This window comes from Labrys sp. Lb11, assembly GCF_057554225.1.
This window is the reverse complement of sequence record NZ_BAAJOT010000003.1, coordinates 778,545-795,816: the sequence shown is the minus strand read 5'-3', so window position 1 is coordinate 795,816 and position 17,272 is coordinate 778,545. Positions and strand designations below refer to the sequence as shown.

General features: G+C 68.5%; 15 protein-coding genes and 1 tRNA gene. 8 read left to right on the top strand and 8 right to left on the bottom strand.

All coding sequences use genetic code 11. From position 1 onward, the window contains the following. Positions 1 to 7: 7 nt before the first annotated feature. The 8 genes from AC27L4_RS13450 to AC27L4_RS13415 all read right to left on the bottom strand — a co-directional run bounded on the left by AC27L4_RS13450 (position 8) and on the right by AC27L4_RS13415 (position 4,491). The gene (locus AC27L4_RS13450) at positions 8 to 250 is read right to left on the bottom strand and encodes an OsmC family protein (RefSeq protein ID WP_487142697.1); all 243 of its coding nucleotides are present in this window, start codon (positions 248 to 250) and stop codon (positions 8 to 10) included. Between the two features lie 552 nt (positions 251 to 802). Then, positions 803 to 1,408 carry a Gfo/Idh/MocA family protein gene (locus AC27L4_RS13445; RefSeq protein WP_487142696.1) on the bottom strand — a complete coding sequence of 202 codons (606 nt, stop codon included), beginning with the start codon at positions 1,406 to 1,408 and terminating at the stop codon, positions 803 to 805. 289 nt (positions 1,409 to 1,697) lie between these two features. After that, positions 1,698 to 2,597 (bottom strand): dihydrofolate reductase family protein, encoded by a 900-nt coding sequence (locus AC27L4_RS13440; RefSeq protein WP_487142695.1) that lies wholly within the window; start codon positions 2,595 to 2,597, stop codon positions 1,698 to 1,700. A 507-nt stretch (positions 2,598 to 3,104) separates the two neighbouring features. Next, on the bottom strand, positions 3,105 to 3,464 hold the full coding sequence (mazF, locus tag AC27L4_RS13435; RefSeq protein WP_487142694.1) for an endoribonuclease MazF: 360 nt from the start codon (positions 3,462 to 3,464) through the stop codon (positions 3,105 to 3,107). Then, positions 3,464 to 3,706 (bottom strand): AbrB/MazE/SpoVT family DNA-binding domain-containing protein, encoded by a 243-nt coding sequence (locus AC27L4_RS13430; RefSeq protein WP_487142693.1) that lies wholly within the window; start codon positions 3,704 to 3,706, stop codon positions 3,464 to 3,466. Before AC27L4_RS13430 ends, mazF begins: the two co-directional genes overlap by 1 nt. Before the next feature lie 108 nt (positions 3,707 to 3,814). Continuing rightward, positions 3,815 to 4,054, bottom strand: coding sequence for a hypothetical protein (locus AC27L4_RS13425; RefSeq protein ID WP_487142692.1), 240 nt, complete (start codon positions 4,052 to 4,054; stop codon positions 3,815 to 3,817). Beyond that, positions 4,026 to 4,262 (bottom strand): helix-turn-helix transcriptional regulator, encoded by a 237-nt coding sequence (locus AC27L4_RS13420; RefSeq protein WP_487142938.1) that lies wholly within the window; start codon positions 4,260 to 4,262, stop codon positions 4,026 to 4,028. The genes AC27L4_RS13425 and AC27L4_RS13420 overlap by 29 nt, the downstream gene beginning before the upstream one ends. 139 nt (positions 4,263 to 4,401) lie before the next feature. Then, positions 4,402 to 4,491: transfer RNA gene (locus AC27L4_RS13415), tRNA-Ser, on the bottom strand. Between the two features lie 149 nt (positions 4,492 to 4,640). On the opposite strand from AC27L4_RS13415, the gene AC27L4_RS13410 reads away from it, so the two are divergent. The 8 genes from AC27L4_RS13410 (at position 4,641) to AC27L4_RS13375 (ending at position 17,271) form a co-directional block, all read left to right on the top strand. Next, a complete protein-coding gene (locus tag AC27L4_RS13410) occupies positions 4,641 to 5,912 on the top strand; it encodes a sarcosine oxidase subunit beta family protein (RefSeq protein WP_487142691.1) in 1,272 nt (423 codons plus the stop codon). Further along, positions 5,912 to 6,199, top strand: coding sequence for a sarcosine oxidase subunit delta (locus AC27L4_RS13405; RefSeq protein WP_487142690.1), 288 nt, complete (start codon positions 5,912 to 5,914; stop codon positions 6,197 to 6,199). The genes AC27L4_RS13410 and AC27L4_RS13405 overlap by 1 nt, the downstream gene beginning before the upstream one ends. Continuing rightward, positions 6,196 to 9,816, top strand: coding sequence for a sarcosine oxidase subunit alpha family protein (locus AC27L4_RS13400; protein ID WP_487142689.1), 3,621 nt, complete (start codon positions 6,196 to 6,198; stop codon positions 9,814 to 9,816). Before AC27L4_RS13405 ends, AC27L4_RS13400 begins: the two co-directional genes overlap by 4 nt. Continuing rightward, the gene (locus AC27L4_RS13395) at positions 9,813 to 12,224 is read left to right on the top strand and encodes a GcvT family protein (protein ID WP_487142688.1); all 2,412 of its coding nucleotides are present in this window, start codon (positions 9,813 to 9,815) and stop codon (positions 12,222 to 12,224) included. Before AC27L4_RS13400 ends, AC27L4_RS13395 begins: the two co-directional genes overlap by 4 nt. A gap of 199 nt (positions 12,225 to 12,423) precedes the next feature. Beyond that, positions 12,424 to 13,983, top strand: a complete 1,560-nt coding sequence (locus AC27L4_RS13390; RefSeq protein WP_487142687.1) for a trimethylamine methyltransferase family protein — start codon at positions 12,424 to 12,426, stop codon at positions 13,981 to 13,983. A gap of 136 nt (positions 13,984 to 14,119) precedes the next feature. Further along, the gene (locus AC27L4_RS13385) at positions 14,120 to 14,785 is read left to right on the top strand and encodes a hypothetical protein (RefSeq protein WP_487142686.1); all 666 of its coding nucleotides are present in this window, start codon (positions 14,120 to 14,122) and stop codon (positions 14,783 to 14,785) included. Beyond that, positions 14,782 to 16,329: a M23 family metallopeptidase gene (locus AC27L4_RS13380; protein ID WP_487142685.1), complete on the top strand. Its 1,548-nt coding sequence runs from the start codon at positions 14,782 to 14,784 to the stop codon at positions 16,327 to 16,329. The genes AC27L4_RS13385 and AC27L4_RS13380 overlap by 4 nt, the downstream gene beginning before the upstream one ends. A gap of 60 nt (positions 16,330 to 16,389) precedes the next feature. Further along, entirely contained in the window at positions 16,390 to 17,271 is an 882-nt protein-coding gene (locus tag AC27L4_RS13375; protein ID WP_487142684.1) for a zinc metalloprotease, read from the top strand. The last annotated feature ends 1 nt before the right edge of the window (position 17,272 follow it).

Here is a 17,272-nt window from a genome sequence, read left to right as displayed (position 1 = left end):
TCTCCTGTCAGGCAAGCGTGATGCCGGCGGCGATCCCGCCGGGGGTCATGTTCGAGTAGGGGCAGGTCGCGTCGGCGCGATCGACGAGGGACCGGGCAACGCTCCGGTCGAGGCCCGGCACGCCCGCATCGAGCCGTGCCGCAAGGGAGAAGCCTTCGATGTCGCCGACGTTCAGGTCGACTTCGGCGTCAACCGCGCTGCCTGCCGGCAGCTTGATGCGCAGCGCGTCCAGATCGGCGATCATGGTCATATCAGCTCCTCCCTTTCGGACTGCGGTGCGCTTGCGGGCATCGCGTTGGAGCTGATCTAGGCCTTTCGGGATCTGGCGATCAGTCCATGAGTTTGGGAGCGTCCCTCTCATTTTCAGACAGGGCATCGGCGTGTGGCGAAGGTGGCCCGGAGGTGGCGTCGGGCCGGCGGCTCCCGGCGTTGCTTGCCCGCTCGATGCGATATCGCGCAGGCCGTCGGACGGATACTATACGAGGGGTCTCGTGACCTTGGACGCGAGGCAACGGGCGGCCAGGATTCGAACTGTTCATTCCGTGGACCGTCGAGCACGACGAAGGCGCCCTCCGAGCCGAGCGCGATCGGCGAATCCCACAATACCGTGACGTCCGGCGGATTCCGGCGGTCGACGCCGACCGTCTCCATGCGCAGGGCGGGGGCACGCTTTGAATATGACTGATCATGACCAGTCATACATGATACTGACTCTGGTGGAACGGGGAGGTGATGTTGAGCGGCGCCGGGATTCCGGAGGCTCAGACCATCGCGCCGACCTTGCACCAGCGGCTGCGCGCCATCATCGTCGACAATATCGGCAGCGGCGCATGGGCGCCGCACACCCAGATCGCCTCGGAGCGGCCCAGCCGTAGATGCCGCGCGCGTTGAGGACGCGGCCGATGTCGCCATTGTTGATGTGCCGCCATATGGCCTGGTAGGTCGGGCTCAGCGTCACATGCGGCGCGCAGACCGGGTTCCTGCCCACCTCGTCGGCGAGCTTGACCAGTTCGCCCGCCTCGCTCAGCGACATCGACATGGGCTTTTCGACCAGCACATGCTTGCCTGCTTCCAGGGCGCGGCGCGTCAACGACCCATGCTCGTGCATCGACGTCAACACCAGCACCGCGTCGACGTCGTCGCGCTCGAGGACGTCGCGGTCGTCGCTCGTGAAGGTCTTGATGCCGTAGCGGTCCTTGACGACCTCCTCCCGGGTGGGACGCGTGTCGCAGGCGATGACGATCTCCGCCGGCAGCCCGTGCAGGTTGAGGCGCTGCACCATCGGGATGTATTTCTCGGAGACGCTGCCCGCGCCGATGATGCCCAATCGTACCGGCTCGCCCATGTCTTTCGGTCCTGTCTCCAGCCTGGTCAGGGGAGGTTGGAGCAGGAGCCGGCGGCTCGCCATGTGACCTCGGTCAGCACGGGTGGGTGGCGCGGCGACTGCCTCGGCCACAATCCGAAGCCGCTACCGGGATGCGACGATTGTCCGGCCGGGACTGGCGGCGAACACGAAGACTGCGGCCGCGAAGACGAGCAAGGTCGAAAAATCCATGGATACTCCCGAAAGCTATCATTGCTTCCGGAGTACGCGCTGTTCCCTCATGCGAAAGAGGATGGAGCGCGTCGTCGACGATCGCTCTGCATGGAGGAAAAAGGACAGAACCTTTCAAAATGATTTACGCCGCCCGACCGTCCTATCGCAGATTGAAGCTCAAATGAGCAACCGAAGGAGACGAGATCATTCTCGTCGGTATCAGTTCAGTTATAATATCAGCACAACGACCGAAGAGGCGTGTGCCACTCCCCAGCAGAATCGGAACGAGGTGGATGATGATTTCGTCGACGGCATCGGCCGCAAGGCATTGCCGGGCAATGTCCGCACCCATGACAACGACGTTTCTACCTTCAGCGGCCGAACGAGCCTTCCCGAGCGCATTGTCGATGCCCTCTGTGACAAACGTAAAGGTGCCGCTTTTCATGGGGAGCGGTTCGCGTTTCTCATGGGTGACGACGAAGGTCGGCGCCGGAAACGGCGTGTCTGCCCATGGACCCAGGCCGACATCGAAGGTGCGTCGACCGACAATGACGGCGCCCGGCGAGAGCGCGGCAGCCATCCGCCTGTCGATACTGTGCGTCGATTTGAACATCCAGTGATGAAGGCGGTCCCCGCCTTTCCCCATCGGCTGATCGACGCTCACGTCCGGGCCCGCGATGAACCCGTCGATAGACATCGAGTACGACAACACGACCCATCCCATGTGCTGCTTCCTTATTGTGATTGTTAAATGCAACCAGTTGTAGGCTGCCATAGGAGTTGCGCTGATGCAATCGCCGGAAGATCGACCCGAATTGCTCGAGCCCGAGGCCGCCGAAACGGGCGCGAGCCCGATTTTCGGCCGCGCCGGGCCGCGGGCGAGCGCCGGCGTGGCGCCGACCGCGCGGGGAGCATGGTATCGTCGAAGGGGGCTCCGGCGAGCCGTGGGTGGTGCCACCGGTCGGGCGCGGGGCGTGCTCTTGCCCGCCAGCGGCGCCATCGCCTCGGCATGCCGCTCCAGCTTGGCCGGCGGCACGCCGAGCATCGGGTCGTGCCGCAACTGATCTCAGATGACGCGTTCTCGCAAACAAATTTACCCGGCTCGAGGGCGACTTTCTCTCAGGTCTGAGAAATCCAATCTAGCTAAGGTGTGGCTTTCATCTGCACCATAGTCTGATCTTTCCGACTGCATATTACGATAAATGGCCTCGGTGTTGGCATCTTTATCTTCTTAATCTCGTTCGTATTTTCTATAACAATTGGCGTTATCCCGATTTGCTTCGCAGTTTCATCTATAAGTGCAACGCACTCTTCGAACGGCATCGCCTGCGATGTGGAGTCCGCTGCGAGAACGGGACTTACGGCCAAGGCGATTGTGATTATTGCCGATGCGATCTTCAACGCCGTCTCCCTGCTGCGCGCGACGCGGCCCGCCCGTAAACGCATCCTTCTGCTCACGACCGGCATTGGCAAGATCAAATTGGCCGACGCCTCCCCCTCGACAGAAGGTTTCGACGGCGCGTCGCGTGGTCAGGTCGTCTGTGAACCACCGGCAGCTGCTCATGGTTCAAGCCGTCGGCGGACGCCCCTGTCCCTGGATTTGAAGCAAAGCCTTGAGTTTGGCGCGAACGTCGGCCAGCACCACGGCGGTTACCGTGCCCTTTTGCCTTGCCTTGCGAGCGCGCCAATCGAGGTTCTTGATCTGATCGGCCAGAATGGCGCTCGGCGGGTCCTGGCTGACAACGACCTCAAAGGGGTATCCTTTGAGCTTCGTTGTCAGCGGGCAGCACAACATCATGCCCCGCAACCCGTTGTAGCGGGCGGGCGACAGCACCAGAACGGGACGATGGCCTGCCTGCTCGTGCCCGGCCCGTGGATCGAAGTTCACCCACACGATGTCGCCGCTGTCAGGCACCCATGCGGCCATCACCAGACTTCCTTGCCGACCGGAGCGCCGAAATCGACCTCGTCATGAAAAGTGTCGGGCGTCATCCCGGCCAACAGCTTGTCCAGATCATAGGAAAGGCCCCGGACGGGTTCTATGACGATCCGACCATCTTCCTCGCGCACCTCCACCGCCTGATCGACATGAAAGTTGGCGGCGGTCATCACCGAATGCGGAATCCGAACCGAGGCGCTATTGCCCCATTTCTTGATGTTCACTTGCATGGCCACGTCTCCTGTATCTACGATGTAGATACAATAATGTGCCACGCGGTCGGTGCCAGCAGTGTAGATACATATCCGGCACTGATGGGAGCGCGCGAGGCATCATGGTCATTCTTCTTCCGGCGATGCGTCATTGTCGCTGGCGGCGGCGATGCGCGCGGCAAAGTCCTCGTGCGCCATCCGCCTGCCGATCGGGCGGGCGATGGTCGGCACCACGGCGTCCGGCCGCGCCGACGCATCGGCCTCGTTCCCGGCATCCTGTCCGCCGGGTGAGCGGGTATCGTTCGCCGGCCTCTGCTTCCCGTTATCGCCCTCGCTATCAGAAGACATCGAAGTCGAACTCGCCACGCGGCTTCCATCCAGCAGGGTAGGCGATCCATCGGCTGATGTCGGATTCATGCCAGCCCGCGCCGTTGGCGCTGATCTTCAGTTGAGCGGGGAACGTGCCTTCAGCGATCTTGCGAGAGATATTTAGGCGTAGCAGGGGTAAGAGGGTAAAAACTTGGGGGCATGTATCGGTGAAACGGGTATTGAGAAGGCAGTACGGCCAAAAAATTCTGTGTTTTCAACGGCACGATTTTCGTTGTGACCCGATGCCTTGAGTGTGTGCCCGGGGTTTTGCCCCTCCTGCCGGCGGTCCTGCTAAGTCTTCGGATCTGAGCATTTTCCTGAGAAAACAACGCCCTAGATGGCGGTGGCGGAGAGGGAGGGATTCGAACCCCCGATAGAGTTGCCCCTATGCCGCATTTCGAGTGCGGTGCATTCAACCACTCTGCCACCTCTCCGCAGCAGGTCGGGGCGGTTCATACCGGGATGCGGGCCGCGGCACAAGCCGCAAATCCCGGAAAATTCACAAGGGCGCGTCGCGACGGGGCGAGTGGCCGGCGGGGCAGGGGTGTGATATTCCGCCGGATCGGGTCAATCAGGGTGAATCGTGCCGTTCCGCTCCGCTTTTCCCCGCTATTCCGGCTTGCGGCTGCTGCGCGAGGCGCTGCGCGGCCATGCGGGCTGGGGGCGGGCCTGGCGGGCGGCGGCGCCGAAGGCCGCCTATGACGTGGTGATCGTCGGCGGCGGCGGCCACGGCCTGGCGACGGCGCATTACCTCGCCGCGAATCACGGCATCGCCAACGTCGCGGTGCTGGAGCGCGGCGCCATCGGGCTCGGCAATGTCGGGCGCAACACCACCATCATCCGTTCGAACTATTTTTCGCGCGAGAACATCCGTTTCTTCGATTTCTCCCTGAAGCTGTGGGAGCGCTTCGAGCGCGACCTCAACTTCAACGCCATGGTCAGCCAGCGCGGCACGCTCAACCTCGTCCATGCCGACGGCCAGCGCGACCTGCTGGCCCGGCGGGCGAACCTGATGCGGCTGGAGGGCGTGGAGACGGAGATGCTCGACCGGGCCGGCGTCGAGGCGCTGGTGCCGGCGATCGATGCGCGCAACGGCCGCTTTCCGGTGGTCGGCGGCTTCCTGCAGCGGCGCGGCGGCACGGTGCGCCACGACGCCGTGCCCTGGGCCTATGCGCGCTCGGCCAGTGCTCGCGGCGTCGACATCGTCGAGGGCTGCGAGGTCACCGGCGTGCGGCGCGAGGGCGAGGCGGTGACGGGCGTGGAGACGACGCGCGGCTTCGTCGGCGCCGGCAAGGTGCTGTTCGCCGTCGCCGGCCATTCCTCGCGGCTCGCCGCCATGGCCGGCTTCCGGCTGCCGGTCGAGACGCATGTGCTGCAGGCCTTCGTCACCGAGGGCGTCAAGCCGATGCTCGACCTGGTCGTCACCTACGGGGCCGGGCATTTCTATGTCAGCCAGTCGGACAAGGGCGGGCTGGTGTTCGGCGGCCATCTCGACGGCTACAATTCCTATGCCCAGCGCGGCAACCTGCCGGTGGTGGAGGACGTGCTCGCCGCCGGCGCCACGCTGATGCCCTCGCTGTCGCGGCTCCGGGTGCTGCGGCAGTGGGGCGGGGTGATGGACATGAGCATGGACGGCAATCCGATCATCGGCCCGACGCCGGTCCGGAACCTCTTCGTCAACGGCGGCTGGTGCTATGGCGGCTTCAAGGCGGTGCCGGCCGGCGGCTTCTGCACCGCCCATCTTCTCGCCACCGGCGAGCCGCATCCGCTGATCGCGCATTTCGGCCTCGGCCGCTTCGCCGAGGGCCGCACGATCGACGAGCGCGGCGTCGGCCCCTATCCCTGGGCGCATTGATGCTGCGGATCGCCTGTCCCCATTGCGGCGTGCGCGACGAGGTCGAGTTCCGCTATCGCGGCGATGCCGGCGTCGCGCGGCCGGAGGGCGGCGCGGACATGGCGGCGATGCTCGCCTACGTCTACGAGCGCGACAATCCGCGCGGCTGGACGGCGGAGTGGTGGCAGCATGTCGGCGGCTGCCGGCGGACGCTGAAGGTCACGCGGCACACGCTCACCCATGCCGTCGCCCATGTCGGCGAGCCCGGCGATGCCTCGTCCGGCGCGCCGGGGGAGGGGGAGCGATGAGCGGGCCGCACCGCCTGCCCGCCGGCGGCCGCATCGACCGCTCGCGCCTGCTGCGCTTCCGCTTCGACGGCCGCGACCATGCCGGCCATCCCGGCGACACCCTGGCCTCGGCTCTGCTGGCGAGCGGCGTCCGGCTGGTCGGCCGCTCGTTCAAGTATCACCGGCCGCGCGGCATCTTCACCGCCGGGCCGGAGGAGCCCTCGGCCCTGGTCGAGCTGCGCGGCGGCGCCCGGCGCGAGCCCAACCTGCCGGCGACCACGGTCGAACTGTTCGACGGGCTGGAGGCCGCGAGCCAGAACCGCTGGCCTTCTCTCGCCTTCGACCTCGGAGCGGCGGCCGACAGGCTGTCGCCGCTGCTGCCGGCCGGCTTCTACTACAAGACCTTCATGGCGCCGTCCGGGTTGTGGGAGCGTCTGTACGAGCCGCTGATCCGCCGGGCCGCCGGCCTCGGCCGGGCCGCCGGCGAAGCCGATCCCGACCGCTACGAGACCGTGCACGCCCATTGCGACGTGCTGGTGGTCGGCTCCGGCGCCGCCGGGCTCGCGGCGGCGCTGGCCGCGGCCGAGGCCGGGCGGCGGGTGATGCTGCTGGAGCAGGACTTCGAGGCCGGCGGCGCCACCCTGCTCGACGCCGAGCGGGCGGACTGGCGCCGGGGCGTGCTCTCCGCCCTGGCGGCGCGGCCGGATGTCGTGGTCCTGACCCGCACCACCGCCTTCGGCCTCTACGACCACAACGTGGTCGGCGCGGTGGAGCGGGTGTCCGACCATCTCGCCGAGCCGCTGACCGGCATGGTGCGCCAGCGCCAATGGGTGATCCGTGCCGGCCGGATCGTGCTGGCGACCGGCCGGGTCGAGCGCCTGATCGCCTTTCCCGGCAACGACCGGCCGGGCGTGATGCTGGCCGGCGCGGCGCAGACCTATCTGCAGCGCTTCGGCGTCGCCGCCGGCCAGCGCGCGGTGGTCTTCCTCAACAATGACGAGGCCTATGCCGCCGCCTTCTCCCTGGCCGGGCGGGGCGTCGACATCGCGGCGGTGGTCGATGTGCGGCCGGCCAATGCCGCCGGGCGCCGGGCCGAGCGCGGCGGCCTGCCGGTGCGCTTCGCCAGCGAAGTGCTCGCCACGCATGGCGGGATGCTGAGCCCGGCGCTGGCGGCGGTGTCGGTGAGGCGTATCGGCGCCGCCAAGGTGGAGCGGCTGGAGGCCGACCTCCTGTGCATCTCCGGCGGCTTCAACCCGCAGATCCAACTCGCCAGCCAGGCCGGGCTGGCGCTGGCATGGGACGAGGCGCAGGCGGCGTTCGTCGCGCGCGGCAACGAGGCCGTGGAGGTCGCGGGGGAGAGGGAAGGGGAAGGCTCCGGCGCGGCGCCTTCTTCCGCATCCGAGGCATCGTCCGCGGACGAGCCTTCCGCCGATCCGGTCAATCCTCTCCCCTTTCTCCTCTCCCGGCCGGGAGCAGGGATCGCGCCCGATGCCGATGCCGTGCCGTCCTTGCTGCCCTTCTGGGAGGTCAAGGCGCCGGGCAAGGCCTTCGTCGACCTGCAGCACGACGTCACCGCGCAGGATATCCGCCTGGCGCACCGCGAGGGCTATGCCCATGTCGAGCATGCCAAGCGCTACACCACCCACGGCATGGCGACGGACCAGGGCCGGACCGGCGGGCTCGTCGGCAGCGCGATCCTGGCCGAGGCGCGGGGCGAAGCGGTGGCGGCGGTCGGGCTGCCGACGGCCCGGCCCTATGTGTCGCCCGTTTCCTGGGGCGCGCTGGCCGGCGCCGAGGTCGGCGCGCATTTCCGGCCGAAGCGGCGCCTGCCGCTGCATGCCTGGCACGAACGCCATGGCGCCGTGTTCGTCCGGATCGGGCTGTGGCTGCGGCCGCTGGTCTACTCCGCCGCGGGCGACACGAGCTGGGGGCCGGTCGTCGAGGAGGCGCGGGCTGTGCGGCGCGCGGTCGGCCTCACCGACGTCTCCTCCCTCGGCAAGATCGACGTGCAGGGCCGGGACGCCGCCGCCTTCCTCGACCGCATCTACGCCAACACCTTCTCGACCCTTCCGGTCGGGCGGGCGCGCTACGGCCTGATGCTGCGCGAGGACGGCATGGTGTTCGATGACGGCACCACCTCGCGGCTCGGTCCGGACCATTTCTTCGTCACCACCACCACGGCCAATGCCGGCGCCGTGCTGGAGCACATGGAGTTCCATCTGCACACGGTCTGGCCGGAGCTCGACGTCAAGCTCACCGACGTTTCCGACCAATGGGCGCAGTTCGCCGTCGCCGGGCCGAAGGCACGTTCGGTCCTGGCCGCCGTCTGCGCCCGCGACCTCGACGACAAGGCCTTCCCCTTCATGGCGGCGGGAGAGGCCGTCATCGCCGGCGTGCCGGGGCGGCTGTTCCGCATCAGCTTCTCCGGCGAGCTCGCCTATGAGGTCTCCGTGCCGGCCGGCCGGGCCGAGGCGGTGTGGGAGGCGATCCTGGCCGCGGGCGCGCCGTTCGGCATCCGGCCCTACGGGCTCGACGCGCTCAACCTCCTGCGCATCGAGAAGGGCCATGTCGCCGGCAGCGAGATCAACGGCCAGACCACGGCGGCCGATCTCGGCCTGGCGCGCATGCTCAGGAAGGCCGGCGACTTCGTCGGCCGCACCCTGGCGCAGCGGCCGGGCCTCGCCGACACGGCCCGGCCGGCCCTGGTCGGCGTCCGGGCGCTCGATCCGGGCAAGCGGCTGCGGGCCGGGGCCCTGCTCGTCGCCCGGGCCGGTGCGACGGAGAGCCTGGGCTTCGTCACTGCGGCCTGCCCGCGCAGCGAAGGCGAGGGCTTCATCGGCCTGGCCCTGCTGGCCGGCGGCCCGGCCCGGATCGGCGAGCGGCTGCACGCGGCCGATCCGGTACGGGGCGAGGCCTGCGACGTGGAGGTGACCTCGCCGCATGCGGTCGATCCGGAGAACGCCCGGGTGCGGGATGCGAGCCCGGCCGAGCCGCCGCCCGAGGGGCCGGCAGCCGAGGCGTCCGCCCCGCCCGGCGAGCCGGGGGCCGCGGCCTCTGAACCGCCCGCCGCGGCGCCCGAGGCGGCGGAGACCCCGCGCCGTGTCGGCATCCGCGTGTCGCGTCATGCCTTCGACATCGCCGAGGTGGCGGCGCTGCGCGGCTCGCGCACGGCCCTGCGCCTTGCCGGCGTCACCAATTTCGGGCTCGACCTGCCGCCGCCGGGCCGCGGCGCGCGGGCCGGGCCGCTGCATGTGCTGGGCATCGCCCCGGATACCTGGCTGATGCTCGACACGCTCGGCGCCCGGGGCGGCCTGGTCGCCAGCCTGGTCGAGGCGGTCGGCGATGCGGCGGCGATCGTTGACCGGTCGCATGCCTTTGTCGCGATCCGTTTATCGGGCGAAGCGGCGCGTTGGGTCTTGTCAAAAGGGTGCCGCATCGACCTGCATGAGCGGGTCTTTGGTCAACATTGTGTTGCGCGGACAATCATCGCTCAGATTCCGATCGTCGTGTACAGGATGGACGAAGCAGGCTTCGTCCTGCTGGCGCCCTCGACGCTGGCGCAGTCCTTCCTCGAATTCCTCGTCGCCAGCGCGGCCGATGTCGGGTGCCTGGTCGACACGGCCGGAGACACGACATGAAGACCGAGGTCAGGGCGCTGGTGATCGGCGGCGGCGTGGTCGGATGCTCGATCCTCTACCACCTCGCCAGGATCGGCTGGACCGACATCGCCCTGGTCGAGAAGAACGAGCTGACCTCGGGGTCCACCTGGCATGCCGCCGGCGGCATGCACACCTTCAACGGCGACGCCAACGTCTCCAGGCTGCAGAAATACACCATCGACCTCTATCGCGAGCTGGAGGCGCTCACCGGCCAGTCCTGCGGTATCCATTTCAACGGCGGCCTGATGCTGGCGGCGAACGAGGGCGAGATGGATTATCTGCGCCTCGTCGCCAGCCGGGCGCGCTATCTCGGCATGGAGACCGAGCTGATCTCCGTGGCCGAGGCCAAGCGCCGCAACGTGCTGATCGAGGAGCGGTTCTTCACCGGGGCGCTGTGGCGGGCGGACGGCGGCCATGTCGACCCGTGGTCGACGACGCAGGCCTATGCCGCCGCCGCCAGGACGCTCGGCGCCGAGATCCATCGCTTCACGCGGGTGGAAGGGCTGAGCCAGCGGCGCGACGGCACCTGGGACGTGGTCACCGACAAGGGCACGATCCATGCCGAGCACGTGGTCAATGCCGGCGGCCTGTGGGCGCGCGAGGTCGGCCGCATGGTCGGCCTGGAACTGCCGGTGCTGGCGATGGAGCACCATTACATCGTCACCGAGGCTATCCCCGAGCTGGAGGGGCTGGAGCGCGAGATCATCAACACCACCGACTTCTCCGGCGAGATCTATGTCCGTCAGGAGGGCAAGGGTGCGCTGCTCGGCACCTATGAGCATGCCTGCGTGCCCTGGTCGGTGGACCGCACGCCGGACGACTTCGCCTCCCAGCTCCTGCCAGACGACTTCGACCGCATCGCGCCGGAGCTGCAGGTCGGCTTCGAGCATTTCCCGGCGGTCGGCCGCGCCGGCATCAGGAAGACCATCAACGGGCCCTTCACCTTCGCGCCGGACGGCAACCCGCTGGTCGGCCCGGTCCGCGGCCTGCAGAATTTCTGGGTGGCCTGCGCCGTCATGGCCGGCTTCAGCCAGGGCGGCGGCATCGGCCTGATCCTGTCGCGCTGGATGGCCGAGGGCGATCCGGGCGGCGACGTCATGGCGATGGACGTCGCCCGGTTCGGGGCTTTCGCCACGCCGCGCTACACCAGGGCCAAGGTGGTCGAGAACTATCGCCGGCGCTTCCGCCTCGCTTTCCCGAACGAGGAACTGCCCGAGGCCCGGCCGTTGCGCCGCACCCCGGTCTACGAGCGCCTGGAGGCGGCGGGCGCGGTGTTCGGCGCCAATTTCGGGCTGGAGCATGCGCTCTGGTTCGCGCCCGCGGGCGTGGCGCCGGTGGAGACGCCGACCTATCGCCGCTCCGAGGCCTTTGCCCATGTGCGGGCCGAGTGCCAGGCCGTGCGCAGCGCCGTCGGCCTCTACGAGACATCGAACTACGGCAAGTACGAGGTGAGCGGCGCCGGGGCGCGGGCCTGGCTCGACCGGCTGCTGGCCTGCCGCCTGCCGAAGCCCGGCCGCATGGCGATCGCGCCGATGCTGTCGGAGCGCGGCCGCATCGTCGGCGATCTCTCGATCGCCTGCCTGGCGCCGGATCGCTATCTCCTGATCGGCTCGGGCTTCGCCGAGGCCTTCCACATGCGCTGGTTCTGGCGCCAGGCCCCGCCGGACGACGTGCATGTGCGCTCGGCCGCCTCGACCCTGACCGGCTTCTCCGTCGCCGGGCCGCAGGCGCGCACCCTGGTGCAGCGCCTGGTGCGCGAGGATCTTTCGGCGGCGGCGTTCAAGCTGTTCGCGGTGAAGGAGACGGCGGTGGGCATGGCGCCGGCGATCCTGTCGCGGGCCGGCTTCACCGGCGAGCTCGGCTACGAGATCTGGACGACGCCCGACTACCAGCTCAGGCTCTACGATGACATCCTCGAAGCCGGGCAGGACCTCGGCCTGACCCATTTCGGCGGCCGGGCGCTGTCCTCGCTGCGGCTCGAAAAAGGCTACGGCTCCTTCAACAAGGATTTCCGGCCGGACTACACGCCGGCCGAGACAGGGCTCGACGCCTTCGTCGATTTCGGCAAGCCAACCTTCACCGGCCGTGACGCGGTGCTGCGCGAGCGCGACGCGGGTGCGAAGAAGCGCTTCGCCGTGCTGGAGGTCGACACCGATGCCGATGTCGTCGGCTACGAGCCGATCCTCAGGGACGGCGCGGTGGTGGGCCACGTCACCTCGGGCGGCTTCGGGCATTGCGTCGGCAAGAGCATCGCGCTCGGCTATGTCGCCGCCGCGGCGTTTGAGGACGGCGCGATGTTTGCGATCGACATTTTCGGGCAGGAGCGCCCCGCGATCCTGCGCAAGGCCCCGCTGCACGACCCGAACGGGGGAAGGCTGAGGGGATGAGGATGGCAGCGAGCGGAACGGCTGCACCACCCGCGACCGTCATGGGCGGACTTGATCCGCCCATCCACGCGACCATTGTCGGCGCAGGAAGGGGCACCGGCCAAGGTCGCGCCCGAGCCGGCAGCCGCCGCGTTCGCGTGGATGGCCGGGACAAGCCCGGCCATGACGCGCATCCTTGGTCGAGGTGGTCGTCCCCGTCATGACCGTCGAAAACACGCCCGCCCATCATCGCCGGCGCGAGCGGCCCGCCCGCTCGACCGGTCCCGCCACCGGGCCGCTGCCGCGCCTCGCCAACCGCTGGGCCCCGGTCGAGATCCTCTCGGCGGAGCAGGTGGAGCGCATCCTCGCCGCCGCCTTCACCCTGCTGGAGGAGGCCGGCCTGGAGATCCGGTCGGCCGAGGCCCGGGCGATCTATCGGCGCCACGGCGCCATCGTCGAGGACGAGACCGGCCTGGTGCGGCTCGGGCGGGATATCGTCGCCGGCCTCGTCGAGGCGGCGCCCGAGCGCTTCGTGCTGCATGCCCGCAACCCCGACCGCGACCTGCATGTCGGCGGCAATATCGTCAATTTCGGCCCGGTGAACGGCGCTCCCAACATCCGCGACGAGGAGAACGGCCGGCGCTTCGGCGACCTCGAAGCCTTCCGCGACGTGCTCAAGGTCGCCGGCGGGCTCGGCGTGCTGCACTGGCAGGGCGGGGTGGTGGTCGAGCCGGTCGACGTGCCGGTGCCGCTGCGCCACCTGGAAATGTACCGCGCCCATATCGAGCTCTCCGACCTGGTCTGGGCGGCGCGCGGCGTCGGCGGCGTGCAGGCGACGGATGCGCTGGCGCTCTCGGCGATCGAGCACGGCCTTGCCGCCGATGCCGGGTACGGCGTCGACCCCGAGGCGCTGGCCGCGCGCCCGACCCTGATGACGGTCACCAACGTCAACTCGCCGCGCCGGCTGGACGAGGAGATCCTCGACAACATCATGATCATGGCCCGCCACGGCCAGTGCGTCGTCATCACGCCGTTCACGCTGATGGGGGCGATGGCGCCGGTGACGCTGGCCGGGGCGCTGGTGCAGCAGACCGCGGAGGCGGTCGGCATCATCGCGCTCTGCCAGATGATCCGGCCGGGCGCGCCCTGCGTGATGGGCGGCTTCACCTCCAATGTCGACATGCGCACGGGCTCGCCGGCCTTCGGCACGCCCGAATATGTCAACGCCACCCTGGCGACGGCGCAGATCGGCCGGCGCCTGAAGATTCCCGTGCGCACCAGCGCCGTCAACGCCAGCCCCTGCGTCGACGCGCAGGCCGCCTACGAGACCGGCTTCTCGCTCTGGGCGGCGATCATGAGCCACAGCCACCTGATCAACCACGCCGCCGGCTGGCTGGAGGGCGGGCTGTCGGCCTCGCTGGAAAAGATCGTCGTCGACGCCGAGCTGCTGCGCGGCTGGGCGGAGTTGCTGAAGCCCGTCGACTTCACCGACGAGGATATCGGCCTCGACGCCATCAAGGCGATCGCGCCGGGCGGGCATTTCTTCGGCTCGCCGCACACGCTGGCGCGCTACGAGCACGCCTTCTACCGGCCGATCCTGTCGGACTGGTCGAACTTCGAGAACTGGCGCGACGCCGGCAGCCGATCCGCCACCCAGCGCGCCACCGTGATCTGGCGTAAGACCCGCGACGCCTTCGTGCCGCCGCCGCTCGACGAGGGCGTGCGCGAGGCGGTGGCGGCCTATGTCGCCCGGCGCCGGGAGGAGATCGGCGCGGGCTGAGCGGCCCCGCAGCGGCACCCCGGCCTTTCAAATACGGATTGTTCCCGGCGGAACAGGCGTAAAATCTTACCTAGATGCCGCTTTACACATTTCGTGGAGAGCCTATCATCTCGCATTCCATTGCGAGAGGTGCTCCATGAAGTCTCCTCTGATGGTACTTGGAATCCTGGCATCCCTGTCGGCGGCGGACGCGGCGAAGGCGCAGAATGCGCTGATCGCGCCCGACTGGAACGACGGGACCACGGCGCGCTATCTGCGCGAAAGGCAGAGCCCCGGCGCGCTGAGCGACAACATCACCTCGTTCCGGGCTCCTCTGGCGCTGCCCGCCCTGGGCCTGCGCAACGGCTTCGCCAGCACGGCGCCGGCGGCGACCGCCAACGGCTTCGTCGATCCGACGCAGCCGGCCCCGCCGAACTGGTGGCCCGCATGCGCCTCCTCGATCGAGGGCGCCCCGCAGACCGCGGCCGACGAGAAGGGGACGTGGTACTCCGCGGTCTATGATTTCAAGTGCATCACCGTGACCGTCGCCGGCGATCTCAATTCCGAAAAGTCCGTGCCCCAGGCCCTGCGCGACGAACTCGGCGACAGCCGGGGCGACGCGGTTTCGACGGTCGACGAGGCCGACGAGGAGGGGAACACCGGAAAGGTCTACTCGATCACCTACGACATCGTCCGGTTCAATGTCCCCTACACGGTGTCGATCGAGTGTGAGGATGAAAGCATCGCTTTCTGCAAGGACAAGGTCGCCCAGCGCAATCTGCTGGCGCGCCTGAGCATCGTCGCAGGGGAGCCGCATCCATGACGCCTTCGGCTCGAACGCTCCATCGCGGCGCTGCCGCCTGCTTCGTCCTGGTCGTGTCCGTGGGGGCATCCGCGGCGCAGGAGGCCTTCCGCTACGCGCCGCCCGGCGTCTTCCCCAGCGGATCCGGCCGTCTCAACGACCGCACCCTCTACCTGCCCGATCTCGGCTTCCCGCTCCAGGCCGGCCTCGCCTTCAACGGCGCCCATGCCTTCGCCAACAGCCAGATCCACCCCCAGTTCGGCAGCGCCAACGACAAGCGCAACTACGTCTATCCCTGGCACGATACCTATTGCGAGACGCGTTCGTGGGACATGCCGCTCTGCCCGGGCAAGACCGGCCACCAGGGCGTCGACATCCAGCCGGCCAGTCCCGACAACAAGAAGTGGCCGGCGCTCGCCATGGACGACGGCGTGGTGACCGGGATCACGAAGAACACCACGCTGACGATCCGCTCGGATGCGAACTATTCCTGCCGCTATCTCCATCTCGACTTCGACAGCATCGCGGCGGCCGGGCTGCAGGTCGGCTCGCGCGTGCGGCGCGGCGACGTCGTCGGCAAGGTGTCGAACATCCTCGGCCGCAAGCCCCAGACCTCGATCCACCTGCATTTCGACTGCTTCCGGACCATCGACGGCAAGACGGTGCGCCTGCCCGTCTACACCTCGCTGATCTCGGCCTACCGGAAGGCATGGGGGCTGGATGCCATGAACGCCGGCAACCAGCTCGGCGTGGACGCCCAGCGGGAGGTGGGGGCGCAGGTCGCGGGCAGCGACACGCCTAGCGTCGCGCCGCCCGGCACGGCCGATCCGGCCGCGGATCTCAGTCTGCCGAAGTCGATCAGGACCCGCAATTTCGGCGCGATCACCCCGCAGACCGAGATGACGAACTGGCCGGACTACCTCAAGCGGTGGCCGGGCCTGCGCAGCGATGTCGAGATCCGCGACAGTTTCGGCAAGATCATTCCGGCCTTCCGCACCGATGAAGACGGGGTGGGCGTCTGGTGGTACTGGATGGTGAACCGGGCCGGCTTCGGCGCCGAAGGGCAGGTGACGTTCGAGCAGATCGCGCTGAAATATGCCGGCACGACCGATGTGGCGCATCCGGCCGTGGTCAACTACATCTCCGACTATTCCGGCACGGCGGCCAGCCCGGGCTTGTCCAAGCTCTACTTCAACCGTTTCGTCGACCGGTCGGAAAAGCTCAGCCTGTCCAATCCGGAAACCCGCTGGATGGTCGCCAGTACGATGTTCCATCACGAGGCCGGCCGCAAGCCGCCGGTGGACCGGATCACCTTCGACCGCGGCATCGCCCTGGCGACGACACTGCTGCAGAACGGCTTCGGCCCCGGCGCTCCCGCCACGGAGCCGCTGCCGACCAACCCCACCGCGCCCGTGGCGGGCGGCGGCGCGCCGACGATGTGCACGCCGGGCGCGCCGACGGCCGGGATGGAACTGACGGTCGGCCGCTATTCCCTGCGCCTGGCCAACAGCGTCGACACGGGGACGCTGACCCGCGTGCTCGACATCCTGGAGCAGAGGCACTGAACGCCGGCGCCTGTGTCCGCCCGGCCCCGCGCCGGGCGACGTTCAGGGACGGAGGGGGCGATGAACAGGACGCTTTCGGCGATTGCTGCGGCCCTTGCCGCGCTCGGTCTCTGGGCGCCGATGGCGCCGGCCCAGACCGTCGCGCCCAAGCCGCTCGATCGCAGCGACTATGAGCGCGTCATCGCCGATCCCGGCAATGAGGAGGTGTTCCAGGATTTCCTGGGCAAGCTGCCGAAGACGACCTTCGCCGACGGCGAGGCCCGCCGCACCTACTACGTCCTCGAAGGGGACATGCTGCAGACGGCGCAGCAGGTGCGGGCCTTCGTGTTCGCGCACGCGTCCGGCAGCGCTCCGGCTGCGCCGCGGGCCGGCGAGCTGCTGATTATGACCGAGAACGGCATCCCGGTCTTCTGGCCCCGGCTGGACCGCAGCCTGACCTATGCCATCGACCGCAAGACCTTCCCGTCGCAGCAGGCCTATGATCTCGTCGCGGCCAACTTCGCCGCGGCGGCGCAGGCCTGGGTGGACGCCTGCCCGACCTGCGGGCTGTCGTTCCGGCACGAGGCCGCCCTCGACGATGCGCCGACGCTCGACCGCGTCACCTTCATCATCACCTTCGCGCCGGAAGAGACGGGCTTCGTCGCAGCCGCCTTCTTCCCCAACGACCCGACCTTCCGCCGCTTCGTGGTGGTGGCGCCGTCCTACCTGACGACGGGCTTCGATAAGGTCGGGGTGTTCCGGCACGAGATCGGCCACATCCTGGGCTATCGCCACGAGCAACTCGTCGGCGTTCCCGGCTGCCTGCCCGAGGACAACGACTGGGCGCCGCTCACTCCCTACGACCCGCATTCGGTCATGCATTACTTCTGCGGCGGGCGTGGAACGCTCGACATGCAGCTGACCGACACGGACCGGGAGGGCCACCGGAGGCGCTACCAATGAC